The organism is Pseudomonas sp. M5 (assembly GCF_016907075.1).
Lineage (GTDB): Bacteria > Pseudomonadota > Gammaproteobacteria > Pseudomonadales > Pseudomonadaceae > Aquipseudomonas > Aquipseudomonas putida_E.
Map to the genome: position 1 here is coordinate 5,083,784 of NZ_JAFBBH010000001.1, position 18,896 is coordinate 5,102,679.

Here is an 18,896-nt window from a genome sequence, read left to right on the forward strand (position 1 = left end):
AAGACTAAATGCGCAATGAACGCGAGCGCCTGAGCGGTAGTGATGAGATTGACCTGATTGAGCTTGTGCAGGGGGTTTGGCGGCAAAAGCTTTGGGTGGGGCTGGTCGCGGTACCGATTATTGCCATAGGTTTCGCCTACATAAAGCTGGTTTCGCCAGTATACGAGGCGAAGCTCTACATTCAGCCACCCTCTCAGAATGAGATTGCTCAGCTCAACTACGGTCGTGGTGAGGGCACAGGCCTTGCTCCGCTCAGCGCCAAAGATGTGTACAGCATCTACCTCAAGGCGCTGCAGTCAGAAGCGGTACGAGATAAGTTCTTTCGCAGTGCATTTCTCCCTACGCTGACAGAGGAGGAGCGGGGCGGGTCGCGAGACGCCCTTTACGCTCAGTTCAATGGCATGCTCAAGGTGTCGCAGGCCGGCAAGGACATGCCAGATCGTTATGTGCTCACTGCTAACCTCGAGGACCCACGGCTTGCTGCGACTTGGGTGTCGAACTACGCCGAAATGGCGGCAGAGCGAGCAAAGAACGAACTGTTGAGCGGTACTCGTAGTGACATTTCTATCATGGCTGACAACCTCGAGCAGCAGATCCGTGCTTCCCGTGCCAGTGCCGGGAATCAGCGTACTGACCAGATTGCCCAGCTCAAGGAGGCTCTGCGGGTTGCACGCTCCATTGGCCTAGAAAAGCCGCCGATCATTTCCGACACGTTATCCAGTGAAGTGTCTGCCGCAATGAACGGGTCTCTCACCTACATGCGCGGAGCCAAGGCATTGGAGGCTGAAATTGCCAATCTGGAGTCGCGCTCCTCGGATGACCCATTCATACCGAGCCTGCGCGTGAAGCAAGAGAAACTCAATTTCCTTCGTAACCTGAAAATCGACCCTTCGCTGGTTGCGATGTATCAGCAGGACGGCGCGGTTGCGCAGCCCGATAAGCCGATCAAGCCGCGAAAGGCAATCATCATGCTGCTTTCGGTGGTTGCGGGCGTCGGCTTGGGCGTGCTCGTCGCTATCGGTCGTGACCTTTGGGTGAGGCGGCGTGAGGTGGCGTAAGGAACTTATCACCCCTGGGGGTGTCCGCAAGCGTTGTTGTCCGATGCTGAAGGTGCAACAATGCACCTTCGTCGCCTATGACATGGATAGCTGGAAGAGCGAGCATTAAGCGCTGATCTACCTTGCCTGTCTTGGTTAACTCCCGTTGGCAATGCAGGCAAGTAATGAACAATGTGGCACGCGTACCTTCCATGGCCGCTTCTGGCGAGATCGATATTTTCAGAGTTTTCCGTACCATTTGGCGCCGGCGCTTCTTTATTATCTCCGTTGGTGGCGCCTGTGCGTTCTTCGGTGCCGCTATTGCGTACTCAATTACACCAGTCTACGAGACGTCCACAACTTTAAAGCCTGTAGCTCTGAACCAGTTGGATGAGTTGAATCGTTCAAAGATCTACTCATTACCGCCAAGAGAAGCACTCAAGCGCGTAGGTGCGACGCTAGACTCTTATAATGCACGACTAGACTTTTTCCGTTCAAGGCCAGACCTAGTTGATGCTTTTCAGGTTGAAGGCCAAAGTGTTGAGCAGGCATTTGAAGACTTTAACAGTAGCGCACTTAGCGTAGTTCAGGCTGACCCGAAGAGAACCGATTTGCTGAGCGACTTTATTGGTTTGAAAATGCGCTATGACAAGGGCATTGACGGTGCGGGGATTCTTAACGACTTCGTTGATTTTGCGGTCGAGCGGGAGCGTGCTCAGCTGTCCAGGGATATGCAGATCATTGTGGCTAATCGGCTGAATGAAGTGAATGCTGAATTGAGCTCTGCGATGATGGAGTATCAAGCTGGAAACGAAGGTCGCATCGCACGGCTTGAAGAAGCTGATGCTATCAAGCGTGCGCAGTTGAATGATGAATTGAAGGCACTACGTGTCCAGCTTAAGCTAAGACGCGAGGCACGAGTTGCAGAGCTTGACGAGGCAATCGGTGTCGCTCGAAGCCTGGGTTTGAAGAAGCCCTCTACCCCCTCGTTGATGGCTGATGAAGCTATGGCAGGGGGCAATGTCATTCGAACTGAGGTTAACGGCAGGCCGGTGCCACTTTACTTTATGGGTACCGAGGTGCTCGAGGCGGAACGCCTTGCCTTGAGCAAGCGTACCTCCGACGACTTCGTCGAGCCGAGAATCGGGCAAATCCGCAAAGAACTGATCCTACTCACGACCAACCGCAATGTTCAGGCGATTAGGAGCCGGGATAACGAACAGGCCTTTCTGGAAGGCATTGAAGCCCTGCGTGTGGAACGTGCGCGCTTGCAGTCCGTTGATACCGAGTTGCAAGGCTTGCGCTTAGTCAGTATTGATCAGCGTGCAGTAGCATCAGGTCAGCCAGTCAAGCCTCGTAGATCTATAATTATTCTGTTAGCACTAATCGGTGGCACACTGATTGGTGCAGTTATTGCCCTGTTGCGTAGTGCTTTCAAAGATCACTTACGACAACTACGAGTGCTTGAAGGTTCTGTCCAGCGGGTTTCCGAAACTCGGTTATCCTCAATGAGTACGCTTGAAGATAAAGGTTTAAAGCAGATTTGTGATAGTTGCCAAGCTTGTTTGTCTGGTGTTGCGCAGAGTTAATGGATGGTGCTAGGTGTTATATGTGGTAAATACATAATGTCAGCAGCTGCAGATTATAAAATGACAGTGATAAAATTCGAAGGAGAGCTTGCCTTGAGTATGCCTGAGTTGTCTGGAGGTTCTATATCGATATTGTTTCGTGAGGCTGCCATTAATTTCGATAGTCAAGATATTGTGAGTGGCGCGTGTTAAGGTTTTTTGCGAGGGTCAAAGGGAAGCAGGGGCAGTTTGCCCGAAATGTGTTGACTTTGATGACCGGCACAACAATTGCGCAGGCCATACCTCTTGCGGCTATGCCGATCTTAACGCGCCTATATGAGCCGGAAGATTTCGGGGTTTTGGCCCTTTATATGTCGGTAGCAGCTATGATATCTGTTGTGGCAACAGCACGCTACGAATTAGCAGTGATGCTTCCAGAGAAGAATGATGATGCTGCCAGTCTTGTTGTATTGGCGATTAGTATCGCAGCAGTGATAAGTTTTGTATTGTTTATATTGGTTTTGGCCTTTAACGAGCCTATTCAAGGTTTTTTTGGGGTCCCAGCGATTGGCCCCTGGTTGTACTTATTGCCGGTTAGTGTATTTGTCGCAGGTCTATGGCAATCGTTGAATTACTGGAATAATCGCGCCGCTAATTTTAGACGGTTGGCGGTTAGTCGGATGGTGCAAGGGGGGGGGATGACGTCTGCTCAACTTGGATTGAGCAGTATGGCTGGCGGAGGGTTAATCCTAGGTTATATTGTCGGGCAGGCGGTAGCTGCGTCTGTATTTCTTAGCAAAATATGGCGAGAAGATCGATCCATCTTGCATGCTGTAACTTTAGATAAAATCAGAAAAAATGCTAAAGAATATATAAAATTTCCAAAGTATTCATGCGCTGGGGCGTTGCTCGATAATGCGGCGATTCAGATGCCTGTTCTGATCTTGAGTAAATTTAATACGGCTCACGTTGTAGGTGTTTTTAGTCTGATGTTTAGAGCGCTAAATTTACCTATGAGTTTGATTTCGGCTGCCTTGTCACAGGTTTTGTTTCAGAAGTTGGTCGGCCTGCATCGCGAAGCGCCCGAGCGACTATTTGGTTTCGTATTAAAGGTATTCATAGTACTGCTGATGCTCATGGTGCCTCTGGTGCTGGTTGTCTGGTTCTTAGGGCCGGAACTCTTCAGTTTCGTCTTTGGCGAGGCATGGCGCGATGCCGGCGGTTATGCCGCAATATTAATTTTTGCAGTAGCGATACGTTTTGCGGTAAGTCCACTAAGCATGGTGCTCGCAATGGAGCACAATGTAAGAATGGGTACCCTGTGGCAATGTATCTATTTTGTGACAATTATTTCGACTTTGTATATTTTTAAAGGGGCAGAGCTTGGTACATTTATCCTTGCGTTCACTGTTCATGAAATAAGCTTATATTTTCTGTATTTTTGTTTTATTCTTTTGGGTACAAAACAACATAGTTTTAGGTAGGGTTTATGTGCGGAATTCTAGGTGGGGTTTGGAAGCAAGTAGACTCATCGCTTGAGTCACGGGTTAAATCGGCGCTAGCTACAATTCGGCACCGCGGGCCAAATGACTCAGGGTACGAAGTTGAAACTATAAATGATAGTTGCGTTGTGCTTGGTCATACGCGTCTATCTGTTATAGATCTCTCAGAGGCAGGGCATCAGCCCATGTACTCACAAGATCGTCGTTACTCCATGGTTTTCAATGGGGAAATTTATAATTACAAAGAGTTGCGTAGCGAATTGGAGTCCTTCGGGTACTTGTTTGTTTCCGACTCTGATACTGAGGTTCTTCTAGTTGCGTGGCAACACTGGCAGGAGGCGAGTTTAAAGAGATTTGTCGGGATGTTTGCGTTTGCAATATATGACCATTGGAACTCGACTATACACTGTGCGCGAGATGCATTTGGTATAAAGCCATTCTTTTATTCAATTGAAAAAAGTGGTTTGTGTTTTGCATCCGAGTTATCTGCTGTTAAAGAGCTGAAAGGTGGTCGTGCCGAGTTAAATTGGCAGCGCGCTTATGATTATCTGACTCATGGCGATTACGATACTAATGATCAGACTTTCTTCAAGGATGTTTTTCATCTTCCCCCAGGGCATATCGCATCCTTTGATATTAATAACTCTAAACTATTGCAGCTTAGGCGCTGGTACACCCCCACCTTGCAAGAGCGCAATGACTTAAGCTTTGCAGCTGCGGCAGACGAATTGCGTGAGCGCTTTTTGGACAGTATTCGGCTACACCTTCGCAGCGATGTACCGTTAGGTGCTGCCTTGTCGGGGGGGCTTGATTCCTCCGCTGTTGTTTGCGCAATGCGTTATATCGACCCTAAAATGCCTATCCATACCTTTAGCTATATCGCTCAGGGTAGTACTGTTTCTGAAGAGTATTGGGCAGACCAGATAAATGAGTATGTTGGGGCTCATGCAAACAAAGTAATTGTTTCTCCGACAGACTTGATTCGAGACTTAGATGATCTGATAAAGGTTCAAGGTGAGCCTTTTGGTAGTACTAGTATTTATGCGCAATACCGAGTCTACCAGTTAGCGAGGGACTGTGGCGTCACCGTCACTCTAGATGGCCAAGGCGCGGATGAGATGCTAGCCGGCTATACAGGTTACCCAGGTCAGCGAATTCGGAGCATGGTGGAACGAGGGGAATACGCGCGTGCAGTAAACTTCCTTAACAAATGGACCAAATGGCCGGGGCGTAGTCTTACATGGGCCGTTGGTTCGGCACTAGGGCAGTTTACCTCGGGACGAGTTAACGACTTTTTGAGGGCGCTTGATGGTAGACAAAATGTCCCGTCCTGGATTGATGGAGGAGTTTTAGCGGATGGCGGTGTTCGCTGCGAGAATACACGCCGGCACTGTGATATTCAGTTGCAGGGGCGCCGATTGACCTCTGAGTTGGCGACTTCTCTTCATTATCGAGGATTGCAGCATCTACTTAGGCATGGTGATCGAAACTCAATGCGTTTCTCTATTGAAAGCCGAGTCCCTTTCCTTACCACTGGATTAACAGAGTTTCTTTTATCGCTGCCTGAACATTATCTAATTTCTGATAGTGGTGAAACCAAACACATATTCCGTGCCGCAATGCGCGGTATTGTACCCGACCAATCGCTTGATCGGCGTGACAAAATCGGTTTTCAAACTCCTGAAAAAGATCTGTTGCTCAGTAACGCTCCAGTAATTCGTAAGTGGCTGGAGGTGGATCTAGAACTACCATTTATTAGAGGTGATCAAATCCTGAGTAGTTTTGACAGAGCTATTAATGGTAAGGCAAAATTTAGTGCGGAAGTCTGGAGATGGATTAACTTTTATCGATGGTATCAAGCTGTTCTAGCGTAGGTTTTGGGATGGTCTGCCATTGGGCTTATGCAGTGGCTCGGTTTTGGTTGGTGGCATATGCGATCGGTGGGTTTAAAGTTGAGCGCGAATAGAACTATATTTTATACGGCGCTTATTGCATTTAGGGCGGTGCTTGACTTGTCCTATGCTAATATCATATCTGAGTTTTTTGTTTCTGAGGGGTTTAGTTCAAGCATAGATTTCTCTCAATATGTTATTTCATGGGTTGTATATTTAATTAGTTTTGCTTGTGCGGTAGATCGCGTAAGGAAAGTCAGCCATTATTTTTTTGCTATGGCGATTTTATCTATTGTTGCGCCATTGACATCTCTTTACGGATTGGATTCTAGCAAGCCATTGTTTCCGGTATTAGTAACTATCGCAGCATTGTATGTAATCTATTTTATGTCCCGGGTCAATGTGTTGAGTGTTAAGAACTTGCCAGTATTAACTGGTGGTAGGGCATTGGCAATTGTAGTTTCGCTCGCTTTTGTTCTGTTCTTAATTGTTTGGTTTGCGATGTCGGGCGCTCGGCCGAATTTGGATTTGGCGGAGGTGTATCAATACCGAGAAGCGAATAGTGAATTAACTGGGGGTGGGATTTTAGCATACACCAATAACTGGACCTATCAAGTTTTTTCTATTTACCTCATAAGTTTCGCTTTGCTGTATAAGCGTTATTTCCTTGTGGTACTGTTATTGCTCGCGCAGGTTTATTTTTTTTCAATCGCTTCTCATAAGTCAATACTGTTTATCCCGCTATTGGTGTTTGGCTCGTGGATGTATTTCCGATATTCCAATTCGTTGATATTGCTGCCAGTAGCTTATATAGTCGTGATAGGTTGTACACTCCTTAGTTTTTATCTCTTCGGGGATATAGTTTTGAGTTCAATGTTTTCGCGACGAGTTTTTTTTGTGCCTGCAAATTTGTGCTTTGTTTACTTCGATTTTTTTAGTAGTCATCCACAGGTTTACTGGTCGAATTCTGTGCTTTCAAGTTTATCGGCTTATCCCTATGGGGAGCTTGGTGTTCCATACGTGGTAGGGGAGTATTTAAATCGCCCTGGCCTGGGTGCTAATAATGGATTCGTTTCTAGCGGGTTTGCCCATGCCGGCTTACTTGGTGTGTTTTTTTATGCAGTGATTATTGGGTTTATTTTGAGACTAATCAACGATATGGCAAGTGAAAGTATGCCGATTTGGATTGCGGTAGCCATATCCGTAGTTCCGTTACGGAGTGTTTTGGTCTCGTCAGATTTATTTACTGTCATGCTGACTCATGGTTTTGGTATGGCAATAATTCTTATCTATCTCTCTCGTGTGTCCCGTTCCAAAACAATCCAGATTAGCGTTGCACATGATAAGCAATGAGGAAGTCATGAAGATTGCACATTTGACATCTGTCCATCCTAGGTATGATGTTCGTATATTTTACAAAGAATGTCGTTCGTTGGTCCGTGTCGGTCATGAAGTTCATCTAGTTGTTGCTGACGGGAAGGGAAGTGAAATTAAAGAAGGTGTGTGCTTTCATGACGTAGGTTGCAGCCGAGGGCGTTTGGCTCGGATGTTAAGGACGCCTAGTAAGATTTACAAGGAAGCAGTAAAAGTTAATGCTGATATTTATCACATTCATGACCCTGAGCTTCTTCCCGTAGGATACAAGCTAAAAAGGAATGGTAAAAAGGTGGTCTTCGATTCGCACGAGGACGTACCAATGCAAATTCTGGGTAAACCCTATTTAAATAAACCTAGTAAGTGGTTAATTTCAAAGTTGTTTTCTGCGTACGAGTCCTGGGTTTGCTCTCGGTTGGATGCGGTTGTTGCTGCTACCCCGCACATACGTGATAAATTTATCTCGATTAATCCAGCAAGTGTTGCAGTTAACAATTTTCCTATGCTGGACGAACTGGCGATTATCGACGCTTCGTGGCCTGAAAAAAAAGACCAGGTTTGCTACATCGGCAGCGTTGATAAAATTCGCGGTGTCGTGGAGGTTGTCGAAGCGATCCAGTACGTCAGTGGTACAACAACATTGGCATTTGCGGGGGCATTAAAAAATGATGCTTTGGCACAAACACTAGAGAATTCTAAGGGGTGGGTGCGTACTAAGCCTTTAGGGTATTTGGATCGTGATGGGGTTAAAGCGACGCTTAAAGAGTCTAGGGGTGGGTTGGTCACTTTGCATCCTGCTCCTAACTACCTTGAGGCTCTACCAGTAAAGATGTTTGAATATATGGCTGCAGGGTTGCCGGTTGTAGCCTCAGACTTTCCACTCTGGCGAAACATCGTAGAGGAAAGTAAGTGTGGGATTTGTGTGAATCCGCTTAATCCCGAAGATATCGCACGGGCTATAGATTATCTAATCCAAAACCCTTCTGTGGCCGAAGAAATGGGGCGTAATGGTCGTCAAGCTGTAGAGGAGAAATATAACTGGCTGAATGAAGAGCGTACGCTAGTTGAGCTATACCAAAAGATGGTTTAAAAATCTCTTAAGGCGTATATAGTATGCTTAATCTGTTTCGAGTTGTCTGTAATGCTTGCTCGTCGTTTGCGCTTGTCTAAAAAACAGAGTTCGGCTAGTATTAAGCAGAGGACCTGCTTTGGTGGTTTATGATTAAGCAGGCACGAATGTAACAAGATGTGTTGCTGGCCAATTTTATATGATAAGCATTTATATTATTGGCTGTTGGCTATGGTAGCGGCGGTGGTGAGCGGGGTGTTATGAAAGTTACAGTATTTGGTACTGGTTATGTAGGGTTGGTTCAGGGGGCGGTTTTGGCCGATGTTGGCCATGAAGTTGTGTGTCTTGATATTGATAAAGCTAAGGTAGAAATGCTTTCTCAAGGCCGGATACCTATTTATGAGCCTGGGTTGGAGACTATAGTTAAAACTAATCTGGAAAGCGGTAACCTCCAGTTCACTACTGATTATAAAACAGCAATTAGTCACGGTGATGTCTTGTTCATTGCCGTAGGTACACCTCCGGATGAAAATGGCTCCGCAGATCTGAAATATGTTTTAGATGTTGCGACTTCCATTGCTCAGCAGATCGAAAGCTATAAAGTCGTAATTAATAAATCAACGGTACCTGTTGGTACTGCAGATAAAGTTAAAGCAAGAATTGATGAGGTTTTGGCCCAGCGGTCAAAATCCGTTCCGTATGATGTCGTATCGAATCCGGAATTTTTAAAGGAAGGTTCTGCTGTCAATGACTGTTTGAGGCCTGACCGAATTATCGTTGGCACAGACAGTGAGCGAGCCGAACATATAATGCGGGAGCTTTACGCACCGTTTAACAGAAATCATGAAAAAATTATTGTAATGGATGCGCGCAGTGCAGAGCTTACTAAGTACGCTGCTAACTGTATACTCGCGACGAAAATCAGCTTTATCAATGAAATTGCTAGCCTGGCAGACAAGCTTGGTGCTGATGTGGAAAAGGTTCGTAATGGTATAGGTAGCGATCCGCGCATCGGCTATGAGTTCATCTATCCAGGCGTGGGCTATGGCGGATCCTGTTTCCCTAAAGATGTGCAAGCGTTGATCAAAACGGCTGACGACATTGGGTTCGATGCGATTGTGTTGAAGGCTGTTGAAGCGCGTAATCAGATCCAAAAAACAGTTATTTTTGATAAAATCTCAGACTATTTTTCCGGGGATTTGAAGGGGCGGGTCTTTGCGCTTTGGGGACTGAGCTTTAAGCCAAACACCGATGACATGCGTGAAGCTCCGAGTCGTGTTCTTATGGAGGCTTTGTGGGAGGCAGGCGCTATTGTTCAGGCCTATGATCCCGCGGCAATGGATGAGACTCGTCGAATTTACCCAGATGCGGATTCGCTAAAACTCTGCACAACAAAGGAATTAGCGCTCGAAGGTGCCGAGGCCCTCGTTGTTATCACTGAGTGGAAAAGTTTCCGCGCACCGAATTTTGATCTAATTAAGGCTAGTCTTCGGAATCCGTTAATTTTTGATGGTCGTAATATTTATGATCCAGCTTCCGTTGTTAGGGAAGGGTTTGAATATTTCTCCATTGGGCGCCCATAAGTATTTCGATTTAAGGTGAAACAACATGGTTAAGTTTGCATTAGTTGGATGTGGTCGTATCGCGAAGCGTCATGCTGAACTGCTTGGTGGGGGAGTCATTGGGCAGGGGGAGTTAGTAGCTGTTTGTGATAGTGATCTGCAGAAAGCGAAAGTATATGGGGAAAAATACGAGGTTCCCTATTTCGCAGATATGCATGAGATGATGAGGTCGGTTGAGATTGATGTTGTTTCTGTCTTGACGGAAAGTGGAAATCACGCAAAAAACGTTATTGCTCTCAGTGAGTATGGTAAGCATATAGTAGTGGAAAAGCCAATGGCTTTGACGCTTGCAGATGCAGATGCAATGATTTCTGCCTGTGAAGAGGCGGGTGTAAAGCTGTTTGTCGTAAAACAAAATCGCTTCAACGTTCCAGTTGTAAAACTCCGTGAAGCACTAGAGCAAGGACGTTTTGGTAAGTTAGTACTAGGAACTGTGCGTGTGCGTTGGTGCCGACCTCAAGCTTACTATAACCAGGATAGTTGGCGTGGAACTTGGGCAATGGATGGTGGAGTTCTTACTAACCAAGCTAGCCATCATGTCGACTTACTTGAGTGGATGATGGGTGAAGTCGAATCTGTCTATGCGATGGCGAATACAGCATTAGTCGATATTGAGGCAGAGGATACGGCTGTTGTAACACTGCGCTTTAAGAGTGGCGCACTTGGCGTTATTGAGGCTACTACCGCTACTCGTCCCAGGGATCTTGAGGGGTCGCTGTCTATTGTGGGTGAGCACGGTGCAGTTGAGGTAGGCGGGATTGCTGTTAATGAGATGAAAGCATGGCGCTTCGCTGAAGAAACAGAAGATGATCAGCAAGTCATGGACCGTTATTCTGTAAACCCGCCCAATGTTTACGGGTTTGGTCATCAGGCATACTATGAGCATGTTGTCGATGTTATTAAAAACGACAAGCCTCAGTTGGTAGACGGTAACGGAGCACGCAAGAGTCTTGCGCTCATCGTTGCGATTTACGAGTCAATCGAAACTGGCAAAGAAGTATTCCTGAGCAAGTCGACAGGCAAGTGTCGGTTGGGTGCATAAATGAACAATCCGATAGAGAAGTTTTCTGCCGTTCGTGACGTAGAATTCGGTCATGATGTTACTGTAGTACAGCCTGTGAATATCTATGGCTGCAGCATTGGTAGCAACACTTTTGTAGGGCCTTTTGTTGAAATCCAGAAAAGTGTCGTGATAGGCCAGCGCTGCAAAATTCAGTCACATAGCTTTATCTGCGAGTTGGTCAGTATCGGCGATGATTGTTTTATCGGCCATGGAGTAATGTTTGTTAACGATCTATTTTCCGCGGGCGGTCCGGCTCGAGGGGATAAAACGCTCTGGAAAGAAACGCTGATCGGTGACAATGTATCTATAGGAAGTAATGCAACTATATTGCCAGTCAGTATCTGTTCCAATGTCGTGATCGGCGCGGGTGCAGTAGTAACAAAAAATATCGAAAAGCCAGGTGTCTATGCTGGCAACCCTGCTAAGAAAATTAGGTGAGATCAATGGTAAAGTTTTTGGATCTGCACTCGCAATACCTTTCTATTCGCGAAGATATTGATGCTGCAATCGCTGGAGTACTTGCTAACTCAAGTTTCATTGGCGGGCAAGGAGTGGCCGCTTTCGAGCAGGAGTTTGCGAGCTATTGTGATGCAAAGTTCTGCCTCGGTGTAGGTAACGGGACCGATGCACTTGAAATTGCTTTAGAGGCTCTTGCATTACCTGCTGGTAGCGAAGTGCTCGTGCCTGGTAATAGCTTCATCGCGAGTTCTGAAGCCGTGACTCGTTGTGGACATAAAGTAGTGTTTGTAGATAATCACGAAGCGAGCTATGTTCTTGATATTGAGGACGTCCTTCGGAAAATTACGCCGAACACAAAGGCTATCATTGCTGTACACCTCTACGGTCACCCTTGTGACATGAAACGTCTTAAGGAAATAGCGGCGGAAAAGGGCATCTTCATCATAGAGGATTGTGCTCAGGCACATGGCGCTGAATTTGAAGGTAAGCGAGTCGGTGGACTTGGTGATATTGCCGCTTTCAGTTTTTATCCAGGTAAAAACCTCGGAGCCTACGGTGATGGCGGTGCTATTGTAACTAACAATGAAGCGCTAGCCATTAAGTGTCGTCAGATTGCAAATCATGGCCGTATTGCTAAGTACGATCACGCTTTCGAAGGGCGTAACTCACGCTTAGACGGACTTCAAGCCGCAATTTTGAGTGTTAAGCTTAAGCATCTCAATGCTTGGACCTCTAAGCGTATAGATATCGCTGATCGTTATATGCAAGCGCTTTCGGGTATAGCAGGATTAACGCTTCCTGTCCGTCAAGACTGGGCTAAGCAGGTATATCATCTCTTTGTAGTCCGCACGCAGCAGCGTGACGAACTGAAGGCGTTCTTGGAAAGGGCTGGGATTGAAACAGGTGTTCATTACCCTAAAGCTTTGCCCAAACTTCAGGCGTATAGTTATTTGGAACAGGTAGATAGCACAGCAAACTATTATGCTCAAGATAGCACCCTGCTGAGTCTTCCGATTGGCGAGCATCTATCTTTCGAGCAGGTAGATGTGGTCATCAGAGCGGTTAGAAGTTTCTTTGATGGCGGAGATGCAGGGAGCGGCATCAACGGTTGAACACTTTTTTTATTGAGTGTTCATGCTGCTCAGTAGTTTTATGACCGACGCTTATGGGGGGAGCCCCATAGGCGTTGTTTGCTTCGTAATGGTTCTTTTTTTATTCTTCTTTGCGTTAAATAATGTCGTTTCTTTTCGAAGTCGGGTTTTACAGAGGTTTTTGAGTTTATTCGTCTTTACTGTCGACGAGTAATTTGATGAAATTGCAATATGTGCGTGACTTTATTGATGCGTTGATTGAGATTATAAAGATAATTCCAGGGTGGCATGATGAATATTTGGTTGATCAAGCTCGAGGAGCCGGTACCGCAAGACGCTGATTACAGGCCTTACCGCATGGGTATGCTCGAGCGCGAATTGGTGGCCAATGGGCATAGCGTTGTAAGATGGTGCTCAGATCTAAATCACTTGACTGGTCTCCATCGTTATGGGGTTACCTGCTCCGTAAAATATTCCGATAGGCAACAGTACGAATTCATAAATAGCGGAGTTAAGTATAAGTCTGCTATTTCAGTAGGTCGTATAATCGACAATTTTTTAATCAAGCTCAAAATTCGAAAGCGAGCGAAAGAGCTTAGGGCTCCCGACCTAATTGTTTGTAGTATGCCGACTCCCGCGCTTTGCAAGTTGGCTGCGGTATTGGCGCGTGAGTATGGCATTCCTCTCGTTTTGGATTGTCGTGATTATTGGCCTGAAGTAATATTGGCTGAAGCAAAAGGTTGGAAAGCCCTCGCCGCTAGGTTGCTGGCTTTCAAAATGCGTCGCGATCTTATATTTGCTTGCAAGCAGTCGCATTCCTTTATTGGAATTACTGATTTTTTTACTCGTCATTTATTAAAACATGCCGGTCGTCATCCTACACGCTTTGATGTGGTGTTTCCTTTGGGTTTCGATTCTACGGCGATAATTTGTTCGGAACAAAATCGTCAAGCAGCATTCGGTTTTTGGGCTGCCCATGGGATTGCTTTGGGTAAGGGGCAAAGGGTCGTCTACTTTGCCGGGCGGTTGAATCGTACAGTCTATGACGCCATTGAACCTGTTGTTCAGGCAGCGCAGCAGCTTGCAGAAGTTAATCCAGATATTGTTTTTGTTTTATGCGGGTCTGGAAGCTACCAAGAAGCTATTAAGGAAAGGTTTTCGTGCTTGTCTAATGTTATTCTTCCAGGTGAGGTAGATGCGACGTTTCTCAAGGTGTTGAGGGACTATTCGGTCGCTGCACTGCAGCCAATAGATCGGCGGATTGATTATCAGAATTCTTATTCAAATAAATTTTTCGAATACCTGAGCTCCGGGTTGCCAATCTTTTCCTGGCTGGACGGGATTTCAGGTCAAAAGTTGGTGGCTGAAAAGTGTGGCTATATCTATAACAGCTCTGCTGAGTTGATTGAGAAGATGTCTATGTTTTTTGATGATGATGATCTTCAAGTCGAAATGTCTAGTCGCGCTAAGAAGTTGTTTGCTCGAGAGTTTGAAGCCAAGACTGTGTACAGTGGTTATGCCCGCCATTTGGACGCGGTGGTTGAAGAAAGTTTATCCAGAACTTCTAATTGATGTTGTTAGGGTGCATAATGATTAAGCGTATTTTTGATATATTGGCTTCTTTTTTTGGTATCTTATTTTTATTGCCAGTATTACTGGTCGTGGCTTGGGCGGTAAAAAGAAAGTTAGGATCTCCAATCTTATTTCGTCAAGTGCGCCCAGGTGCGCGTGGTGTACCTTTCGAAATGATAAAATTCAGAACTATGCTGGACGCTCACGATTCAAAAGGTGAGCCACTTGCAGACGCAGATAGAATGACTGTCTTTGGCAAGTTTCTTCGTTCTACCAGTTTAGATGAACTACCCGAGCTATGGAACGTATTAAAGGGCGAAATGAGTATTGTTGGGCCGCGTCCTTTGTTGATGGAATATCTTCCTCTTTACAATGAGAGGCAAAATTTACGGCATAAAGTTCGTCCAGGGATAACTGGATGGGCGCAAATTAACGGTCGTAACGCTCTGAGTTGGCAAGAAAAATTTGAACTCGATGCTTGGTATGTTGAAAATCGTACTTTTTTGTTGGACCTTAAAATAATTGCACTGACGATAGTTAAGGTATTTAAAAGAGATGGTGTTTCCGCGAATGGAGAGGTTACCATGCCTAAATTTCAAGGTAACAAAAAATGAGTCGGCTGGCTATACTAGGTGCCAGTGGGCATGGGAAAGTAGTCGCTGATACCGCTGAGCTTTGTGGGTGGTCCGATATTTCATTCTTCGATGACATTTGGCCTAAACGGTTGTCGACCGGTAGTTGGGAAGTTGTCGGTACCGGAGACGATCTTCTCAAGCGATTGAGTGAGTTTGATGGTGTGGTCGTTGCTATCGGGAATAACAAAATACGCGAGCGCAAGATATCTGAACTTTTTAGTCACAATGCCGCATTGGCCACTCTTATCCATCCATCTGCTAGTGTTAGTCGCTACGCCGATGTTGGAGTGGGTACTGTCATATTTGCTGGTGCGGTATTGCATGCGGGCGCTACAGTGGGGGTCGGCTGTATACTAAATACGGGCTGCAGTGTTGATCACGACTGCTGTCTTGCTAACGCAGTTCATATCAGCCCTGGTGCTCGACTTGCTGGCGATGTGAGAGTTGGAGCTCGCTCATGGGTGGGCATAGGTTCTAGCGTCAGGCAAATGATTACTTTGGGCGAGGACGTCGTTGTCGGCGTCGGTGCGGCCGTTGTCGCTGATGTTATGGCGGGGATTACAGTCATCGGCGTACCCGCTCGTCCACTAAATTAGTCCCACAAATCTCTGCGTGTGGTTGTAGACTGTGTCATAACCCCTTCGCGCTCTTGCGAATTTGATGAATCAGGACCTGTTCATGCTGAATACCCCTTTCTCTCCTTGGCCATCTTTTTCTGAAGAAGAGGCGGACCGCGTACGGGATATTATCTTGTCTAACAAGGTGAATTACTGGACTGGGCAGGAATGCCGTCAGTTTGAGCATGAATTTGCAGACTGGGCTGGAGCGAAGCATGCCGTGGCCGTCGCAAATGGTACGGTAGCGCTCGATCTGGCGTTGCATGCGTTGGGCGTTGGTAAGGGTGACGAAGTGATCGTCACCTCTCGTACATTTCTCGCTTCGGTATCAAGTATCGTCAACGCTGGCGCTTGTCCAGTGTTCGCGGATGTGAATGTCGATTCCCAGAATATCGACGCTTACACCATCAAGGCGGTGATTACTCCTCGCACAAAAGCCATTGTATGTGTTCACCTCGCAGGATGGCCTTGTGATATGGATCCGATCATGGCGTTGGCGCAAGAGCACGGTATACGTGTTATCGAAGATTGTGCACAAGCGCACGGTGCCCGCTACAAAGGTAGGCCTGTCGGTTCTATTGGCGATATCGGGGCTTGGTCGTTCTGTCAGGATAAGATTATGACCACCGGCGGCGAGGGTGGCATGGTCACCACCAATGATAAAGAATTATGGTCAACAATGTGGTCGTTCAAAGATCATGGTAAGAGCTGGGAAGCGGTTTACGAACGTCAGCATGCCCCCGGATTCCGCTGGCTGCATGAAAGTTTTGGTACCAATTGGAGGATGCTTGAGGTCCAAGGTGGGATCGGTCGGATTCAATTGAAGCGAATGCCAGAGTGGCATCAGTCGCGATTAGAAAATGCTCAGCGCATCTGGGAGTGCGCCAAAGGCCTACCCGGACTTCGGGTTCCTGTTATCCCGGAAGATAATGTACATGCGGCTTATAAATGCTACGTGTTTGTTGAGCCAGGACAACTTGCTTCAGGTTGGGATAGAGATCGACTACTAAATGAAATAAATTCCCTTGGCGTGCCTTGTTTCTCGGGTTCCTGTTCAGAGGTATATCTTGAGAAAGCATTCGATGGCACAGGCTTTAGGCCAGAGAAAAGTCTGCCTGTTGCAAGTCAACTGGGAGAAACTAGCCTCATGTTCTTGGTCCATCCAACGCTGACAGATGCTGAAATCGCGAAGACGTGTGAGGTGTTGACAAGAGTCATGCGCCAAGCAGCAGGCAAATGAAATGCATTACGACTCGTACGCTGGCGCGCGAGTCGTACTCTTTTATGCCTGGTGTTGGTGTGTCAAGTTGCCTTAAGCGGGCACGTATGAAAATGAAACAGGAAGGGATCTGGTTTGGTTCGGAATCAGGAGTGTAAACGGATGACGGATAAGCTGCGCGCGGGAATGCTACTTTTGCCGCGACGCTACAAACGCGCGCTCCAAGTCGTAACCGACGTGTTGTTGGTATGGTTCGCTCTTTGGTTGGCGTTTTTGGTACGTCTTGGCATTGATGAGATTTATCAGCCACTGCGCACACACTATTGGCTTTTTTTAGCCGCGCCAGTCGTCGCCATACCTATCTTTATCCGTTTTGGCATGTATCGTGCTGTCATGCGGTATTTCGGTAATGACGCATTAATTGCTATTGTTAAAGCTGTTTCTTTATCTTCACTGATACTTTCGCTAATCGTTTATTGGCATAGCAATCATACTGCAGTAGTTCCGCGTTCTATCGTTTTCAATTACTGGTGGCTAAGCCTGGTGCTGATCGGTGGTCTTAGATTGATCATGCGGCAGTATTTTTTGGGTGATTGGTTTGCAGCCCGGCAGCATGTACCTTTCACCAATCGCGATAATGGTTTACCGAAAGTTGCGATCTATGGCGCTGGTGCTGCAGGAAATCAGTTAATCGCTGCATTGAGAATTGGTCGCGTTATGCGACCGGTTGCTTTCATTGATGATGATGAAAGTGTTGCGGATCGCGTCATTTCTGGGCTTCAAGTATTTCGTGGAAAAGATATTCAGCGAATGATTGATGTTACCGGTGCTGAAGAGATCTTGCTGGCTATTCCTTCTGCCAGTCGTGCGCGTCGAAGAGAAATACTTGGGCTATTAGAGCACTTCCCACTCCACGTCCGTAGTATCCCTGGGTTCATGGATTTGGCCAGTGGCCGGGTAAAAGTCGATGATATTCAAGAGGTTGATATTGCCGACCTATTGGGCCGTGATGCCGTACCCGCGCAGACTGACTTGCTTGCTCGTTGCGTATCTGGCCAAGTCGTAATGGTAACAGGCGCCGGTGGCTCCATTGGTTCGGAACTATGCCGGCAGATACTCATGCTCGAGCCTAAAACCCTCCTTTTATTCGAGCATAGTGAATTTAATCTTTATAGCATTCATGGGGAACTAGAGCAGCGTATTCGGCGCGAGTCCTTGCCAGTCACGCTGGTCCCATTCCTAGGCTCCATTCGTAATCAGAAGCATTTGGCAGACACCATGAAGATGTGGGGGGTAGACACCGTTTACCACGCTGCCGCCTACAAACATGTCCCAATGGTTGAGCACAACATTGCCGAAGGTGTCCTGAATAACGTGATTGGTACGCTGAATACAGCGCAGGCAGCTCTGCAATCCAATGTGGCCAATTTCGTACTTATTTCGACCGACAAAGCTGTGCGACCAACCAATGTCATGGGTAGCACAAAAAGGTTGGCTGAACTAGTTCTTCAGGCGTTGAGTAGAGAAGCTGCGCCTGTTTTGTTTGGGGACAGTAGCAAAGTTGCGAGAGTTAATAAAACTCGCTTTACGATGGTACGCTTTGGCAATGTTCTTGGATCTTCAGGGTCGGTGATCCCATTATTTCACAAGCAGATCAAGATGGGCGGGCCATTGACGGTAACTCACCCCAAGATTACCAGATACTTCATGACCATTCCTGAGGCTGCTCAGCTTGTTATTCAGGCCGGCTCAATGGGGCAGGGCGGAGACGTATTCGTATTGGACATGGGCGAGCCTGTAAAAATTGCTTCATTGGCTGAGAAGATGATTCACCTTTCGGGGTTGAGCGTAAGATCTGAAAAAAATCCTCATGGTGACATTGCAATTGAATTTACAGGTCTACGACCTGGCGAAAAGCTTTACGAAGAACTTTTGATTGGCGATAACGTTCTGCCAACCCAGCACCCGATGATCATGACAGCCAGCGAGGATTTCTTAGCGTGGGATGCGCTTAGAGATAGCTTGTCTTTGTTGGTTAAAGCAGTTGAAACTGAGGACTTTTCGCGCGTCCGCCAGCTACTTAGAGAGTTGGTCAGTGGTTACACACCCGAAGGGGAGATTGTGGACTGGGTGTATCAGCAGCGGATGAAAGAAATTTAGTTTTTTTCACAGTTCG

At 46.7% G+C, this 18,896-nt stretch carries 15 protein-coding genes; all 15 read left to right on the forward strand.

All coding sequences use genetic code 11. From position 1 onward, the window contains the following. The first annotated feature begins 8 nt into the window (after nucleotides 1–8). The 15 genes from JOE27_RS23110 (at nucleotide 9) to JOE27_RS23180 (ending at nucleotide 18,880) form a co-directional block, all read left to right on the forward strand. Complete coding sequence (locus JOE27_RS23110; RefSeq protein ID WP_125924330.1) at nucleotides 9–1,058, forward strand: Wzz/FepE/Etk N-terminal domain-containing protein; 1,050 nt, start codon at nucleotides 9–11, stop codon at nucleotides 1,056–1,058. Nucleotides 1,059–1,222: 164 nt separating this feature from the next. Beyond that, the gene (locus JOE27_RS23115; protein ID WP_239539362.1) at nucleotides 1,223–2,626 is read left to right on the forward strand and encodes a Wzz/FepE/Etk N-terminal domain-containing protein; all 1,404 of its coding nucleotides are present in this window, start codon (nucleotides 1,223–1,225) and stop codon (nucleotides 2,624–2,626) included. A 239-nt stretch (nucleotides 2,627–2,865) separates the two neighbouring features. After that, nucleotides 2,866–4,089 (forward strand): oligosaccharide flippase family protein, encoded by a 1,224-nt coding sequence (locus JOE27_RS23120; protein ID WP_348632632.1) that lies wholly within the window; start codon nucleotides 2,866–2,868, stop codon nucleotides 4,087–4,089. A 5-nt stretch (nucleotides 4,090–4,094) separates the two neighbouring features. Then, a complete protein-coding gene (gene asnB / locus JOE27_RS23125; RefSeq protein WP_204920268.1) occupies nucleotides 4,095–5,981 on the forward strand; it encodes an asparagine synthase (glutamine-hydrolyzing) in 1,887 nt (628 codons plus the stop codon). Between the two features lie 138 nt (nucleotides 5,982–6,119). Next, nucleotides 6,120–7,352 (forward strand): hypothetical protein, encoded by a 1,233-nt coding sequence (locus JOE27_RS23130; protein ID WP_204920272.1) that lies wholly within the window; start codon nucleotides 6,120–6,122, stop codon nucleotides 7,350–7,352. A gap of 7 nt (nucleotides 7,353–7,359) precedes the next feature. Then, nucleotides 7,360–8,463, forward strand: a complete 1,104-nt coding sequence (locus JOE27_RS23135) for a glycosyltransferase family 4 protein (RefSeq protein ID WP_125924334.1) — start codon at nucleotides 7,360–7,362, stop codon at nucleotides 8,461–8,463. Nucleotides 8,464–8,702: 239 nt separating this feature from the next. Further along, nucleotides 8,703–10,025, forward strand: a complete 1,323-nt coding sequence (locus tag JOE27_RS23140; RefSeq protein WP_204920276.1) for a UDP-glucose/GDP-mannose dehydrogenase family protein — start codon at nucleotides 8,703–8,705, stop codon at nucleotides 10,023–10,025. Nucleotides 10,026–10,050: 25 nt separating this feature from the next. Further along, nucleotides 10,051–11,106 (forward strand): Gfo/Idh/MocA family oxidoreductase, encoded by a 1,056-nt coding sequence (locus JOE27_RS23145; protein WP_125924336.1) that lies wholly within the window; start codon nucleotides 10,051–10,053, stop codon nucleotides 11,104–11,106. Continuing rightward, the gene (locus tag JOE27_RS23150; RefSeq protein WP_125924337.1) at nucleotides 11,107–11,565 is read left to right on the forward strand and encodes an acyltransferase; all 459 of its coding nucleotides are present in this window, start codon (nucleotides 11,107–11,109) and stop codon (nucleotides 11,563–11,565) included. It begins immediately after the preceding gene. A 5-nt stretch (nucleotides 11,566–11,570) separates the two neighbouring features. Beyond that, complete coding sequence (locus tag JOE27_RS23155; RefSeq protein ID WP_204920298.1) at nucleotides 11,571–12,698, forward strand: DegT/DnrJ/EryC1/StrS family aminotransferase; 1,128 nt, start codon at nucleotides 11,571–11,573, stop codon at nucleotides 12,696–12,698. A gap of 270 nt (nucleotides 12,699–12,968) precedes the next feature. Next, nucleotides 12,969–14,249 carry a glycosyltransferase gene (locus tag JOE27_RS23160; RefSeq protein WP_158621138.1) on the forward strand — a complete coding sequence of 427 codons (1,281 nt, stop codon included), beginning with the start codon at nucleotides 12,969–12,971 and terminating at the stop codon, nucleotides 14,247–14,249. A gap of 17 nt (nucleotides 14,250–14,266) precedes the next feature. Continuing rightward, nucleotides 14,267–14,863 carry a sugar transferase gene (locus JOE27_RS23165; protein WP_204920300.1) on the forward strand — a complete coding sequence of 199 codons (597 nt, stop codon included), beginning with the start codon at nucleotides 14,267–14,269 and terminating at the stop codon, nucleotides 14,861–14,863. Then, nucleotides 14,860–15,480 carry an acetyltransferase gene (locus tag JOE27_RS23170; RefSeq protein ID WP_125924341.1) on the forward strand — a complete coding sequence of 207 codons (621 nt, stop codon included), beginning with the start codon at nucleotides 14,860–14,862 and terminating at the stop codon, nucleotides 15,478–15,480. The genes JOE27_RS23165 and JOE27_RS23170 overlap by 4 nt, the downstream gene beginning before the upstream one ends. An 82-nt stretch (nucleotides 15,481–15,562) precedes the next feature. Continuing rightward, the gene (locus tag JOE27_RS23175) at nucleotides 15,563–16,741 is read left to right on the forward strand and encodes a DegT/DnrJ/EryC1/StrS aminotransferase family protein (protein ID WP_125924342.1); all 1,179 of its coding nucleotides are present in this window, start codon (nucleotides 15,563–15,565) and stop codon (nucleotides 16,739–16,741) included. Nucleotides 16,742–16,882: 141 nt separating this feature from the next. After that, nucleotides 16,883–18,880: a nucleoside-diphosphate sugar epimerase/dehydratase gene (locus JOE27_RS23180; protein WP_204920302.1), complete on the forward strand. Its 1,998-nt coding sequence runs from the start codon at nucleotides 16,883–16,885 to the stop codon at nucleotides 18,878–18,880. The last annotated feature ends 16 nt before the right edge of the window (nucleotides 18,881–18,896 follow it).

Coding starts and splice junctions, on each gene's coding strand:
- asnB (WP_204920268.1), top strand. CDS start 4,095: ATGTGCGGAATTCTAGGTGGGGTTTGGAAGCAAGTAGACTCATCGCTT.
- JOE27_RS23155 (WP_204920298.1), top strand. CDS start 11,571: ATGGTAAAGTTTTTGGATCTGCACTCGCAATACCTTTCTATTCGCGAA.
- JOE27_RS23145 (WP_125924336.1), top strand. CDS start 10,051: ATGGTTAAGTTTGCATTAGTTGGATGTGGTCGTATCGCGAAGCGTCAT.
- JOE27_RS23140 (WP_204920276.1), top strand. CDS start 8,703: ATGAAAGTTACAGTATTTGGTACTGGTTATGTAGGGTTGGTTCAGGGG.
- JOE27_RS23160 (WP_158621138.1), top strand. CDS start 12,969: ATGAATATTTGGTTGATCAAGCTCGAGGAGCCGGTACCGCAAGACGCT.
- JOE27_RS23150 (WP_125924337.1), top strand. CDS start 11,107: ATGAACAATCCGATAGAGAAGTTTTCTGCCGTTCGTGACGTAGAATTC.
- JOE27_RS23170 (WP_125924341.1), top strand. CDS start 14,860: ATGAGTCGGCTGGCTATACTAGGTGCCAGTGGGCATGGGAAAGTAGTC.
- JOE27_RS23180 (WP_204920302.1), top strand. CDS start 16,883: ATGACGGATAAGCTGCGCGCGGGAATGCTACTTTTGCCGCGACGCTAC.
- JOE27_RS23110 (WP_125924330.1), top strand. CDS start 9: ATGCGCAATGAACGCGAGCGCCTGAGCGGTAGTGATGAGATTGACCTG.
- JOE27_RS23135 (WP_125924334.1), top strand. CDS start 7,360: ATGAAGATTGCACATTTGACATCTGTCCATCCTAGGTATGATGTTCGT.
- JOE27_RS23175 (WP_125924342.1), top strand. CDS start 15,563: ATGCTGAATACCCCTTTCTCTCCTTGGCCATCTTTTTCTGAAGAAGAG.
- JOE27_RS23165 (WP_204920300.1), top strand. CDS start 14,267: ATGATTAAGCGTATTTTTGATATATTGGCTTCTTTTTTTGGTATCTTA.
- JOE27_RS23115 (WP_239539362.1), top strand. CDS start 1,223: ATGAACAATGTGGCACGCGTACCTTCCATGGCCGCTTCTGGCGAGATC.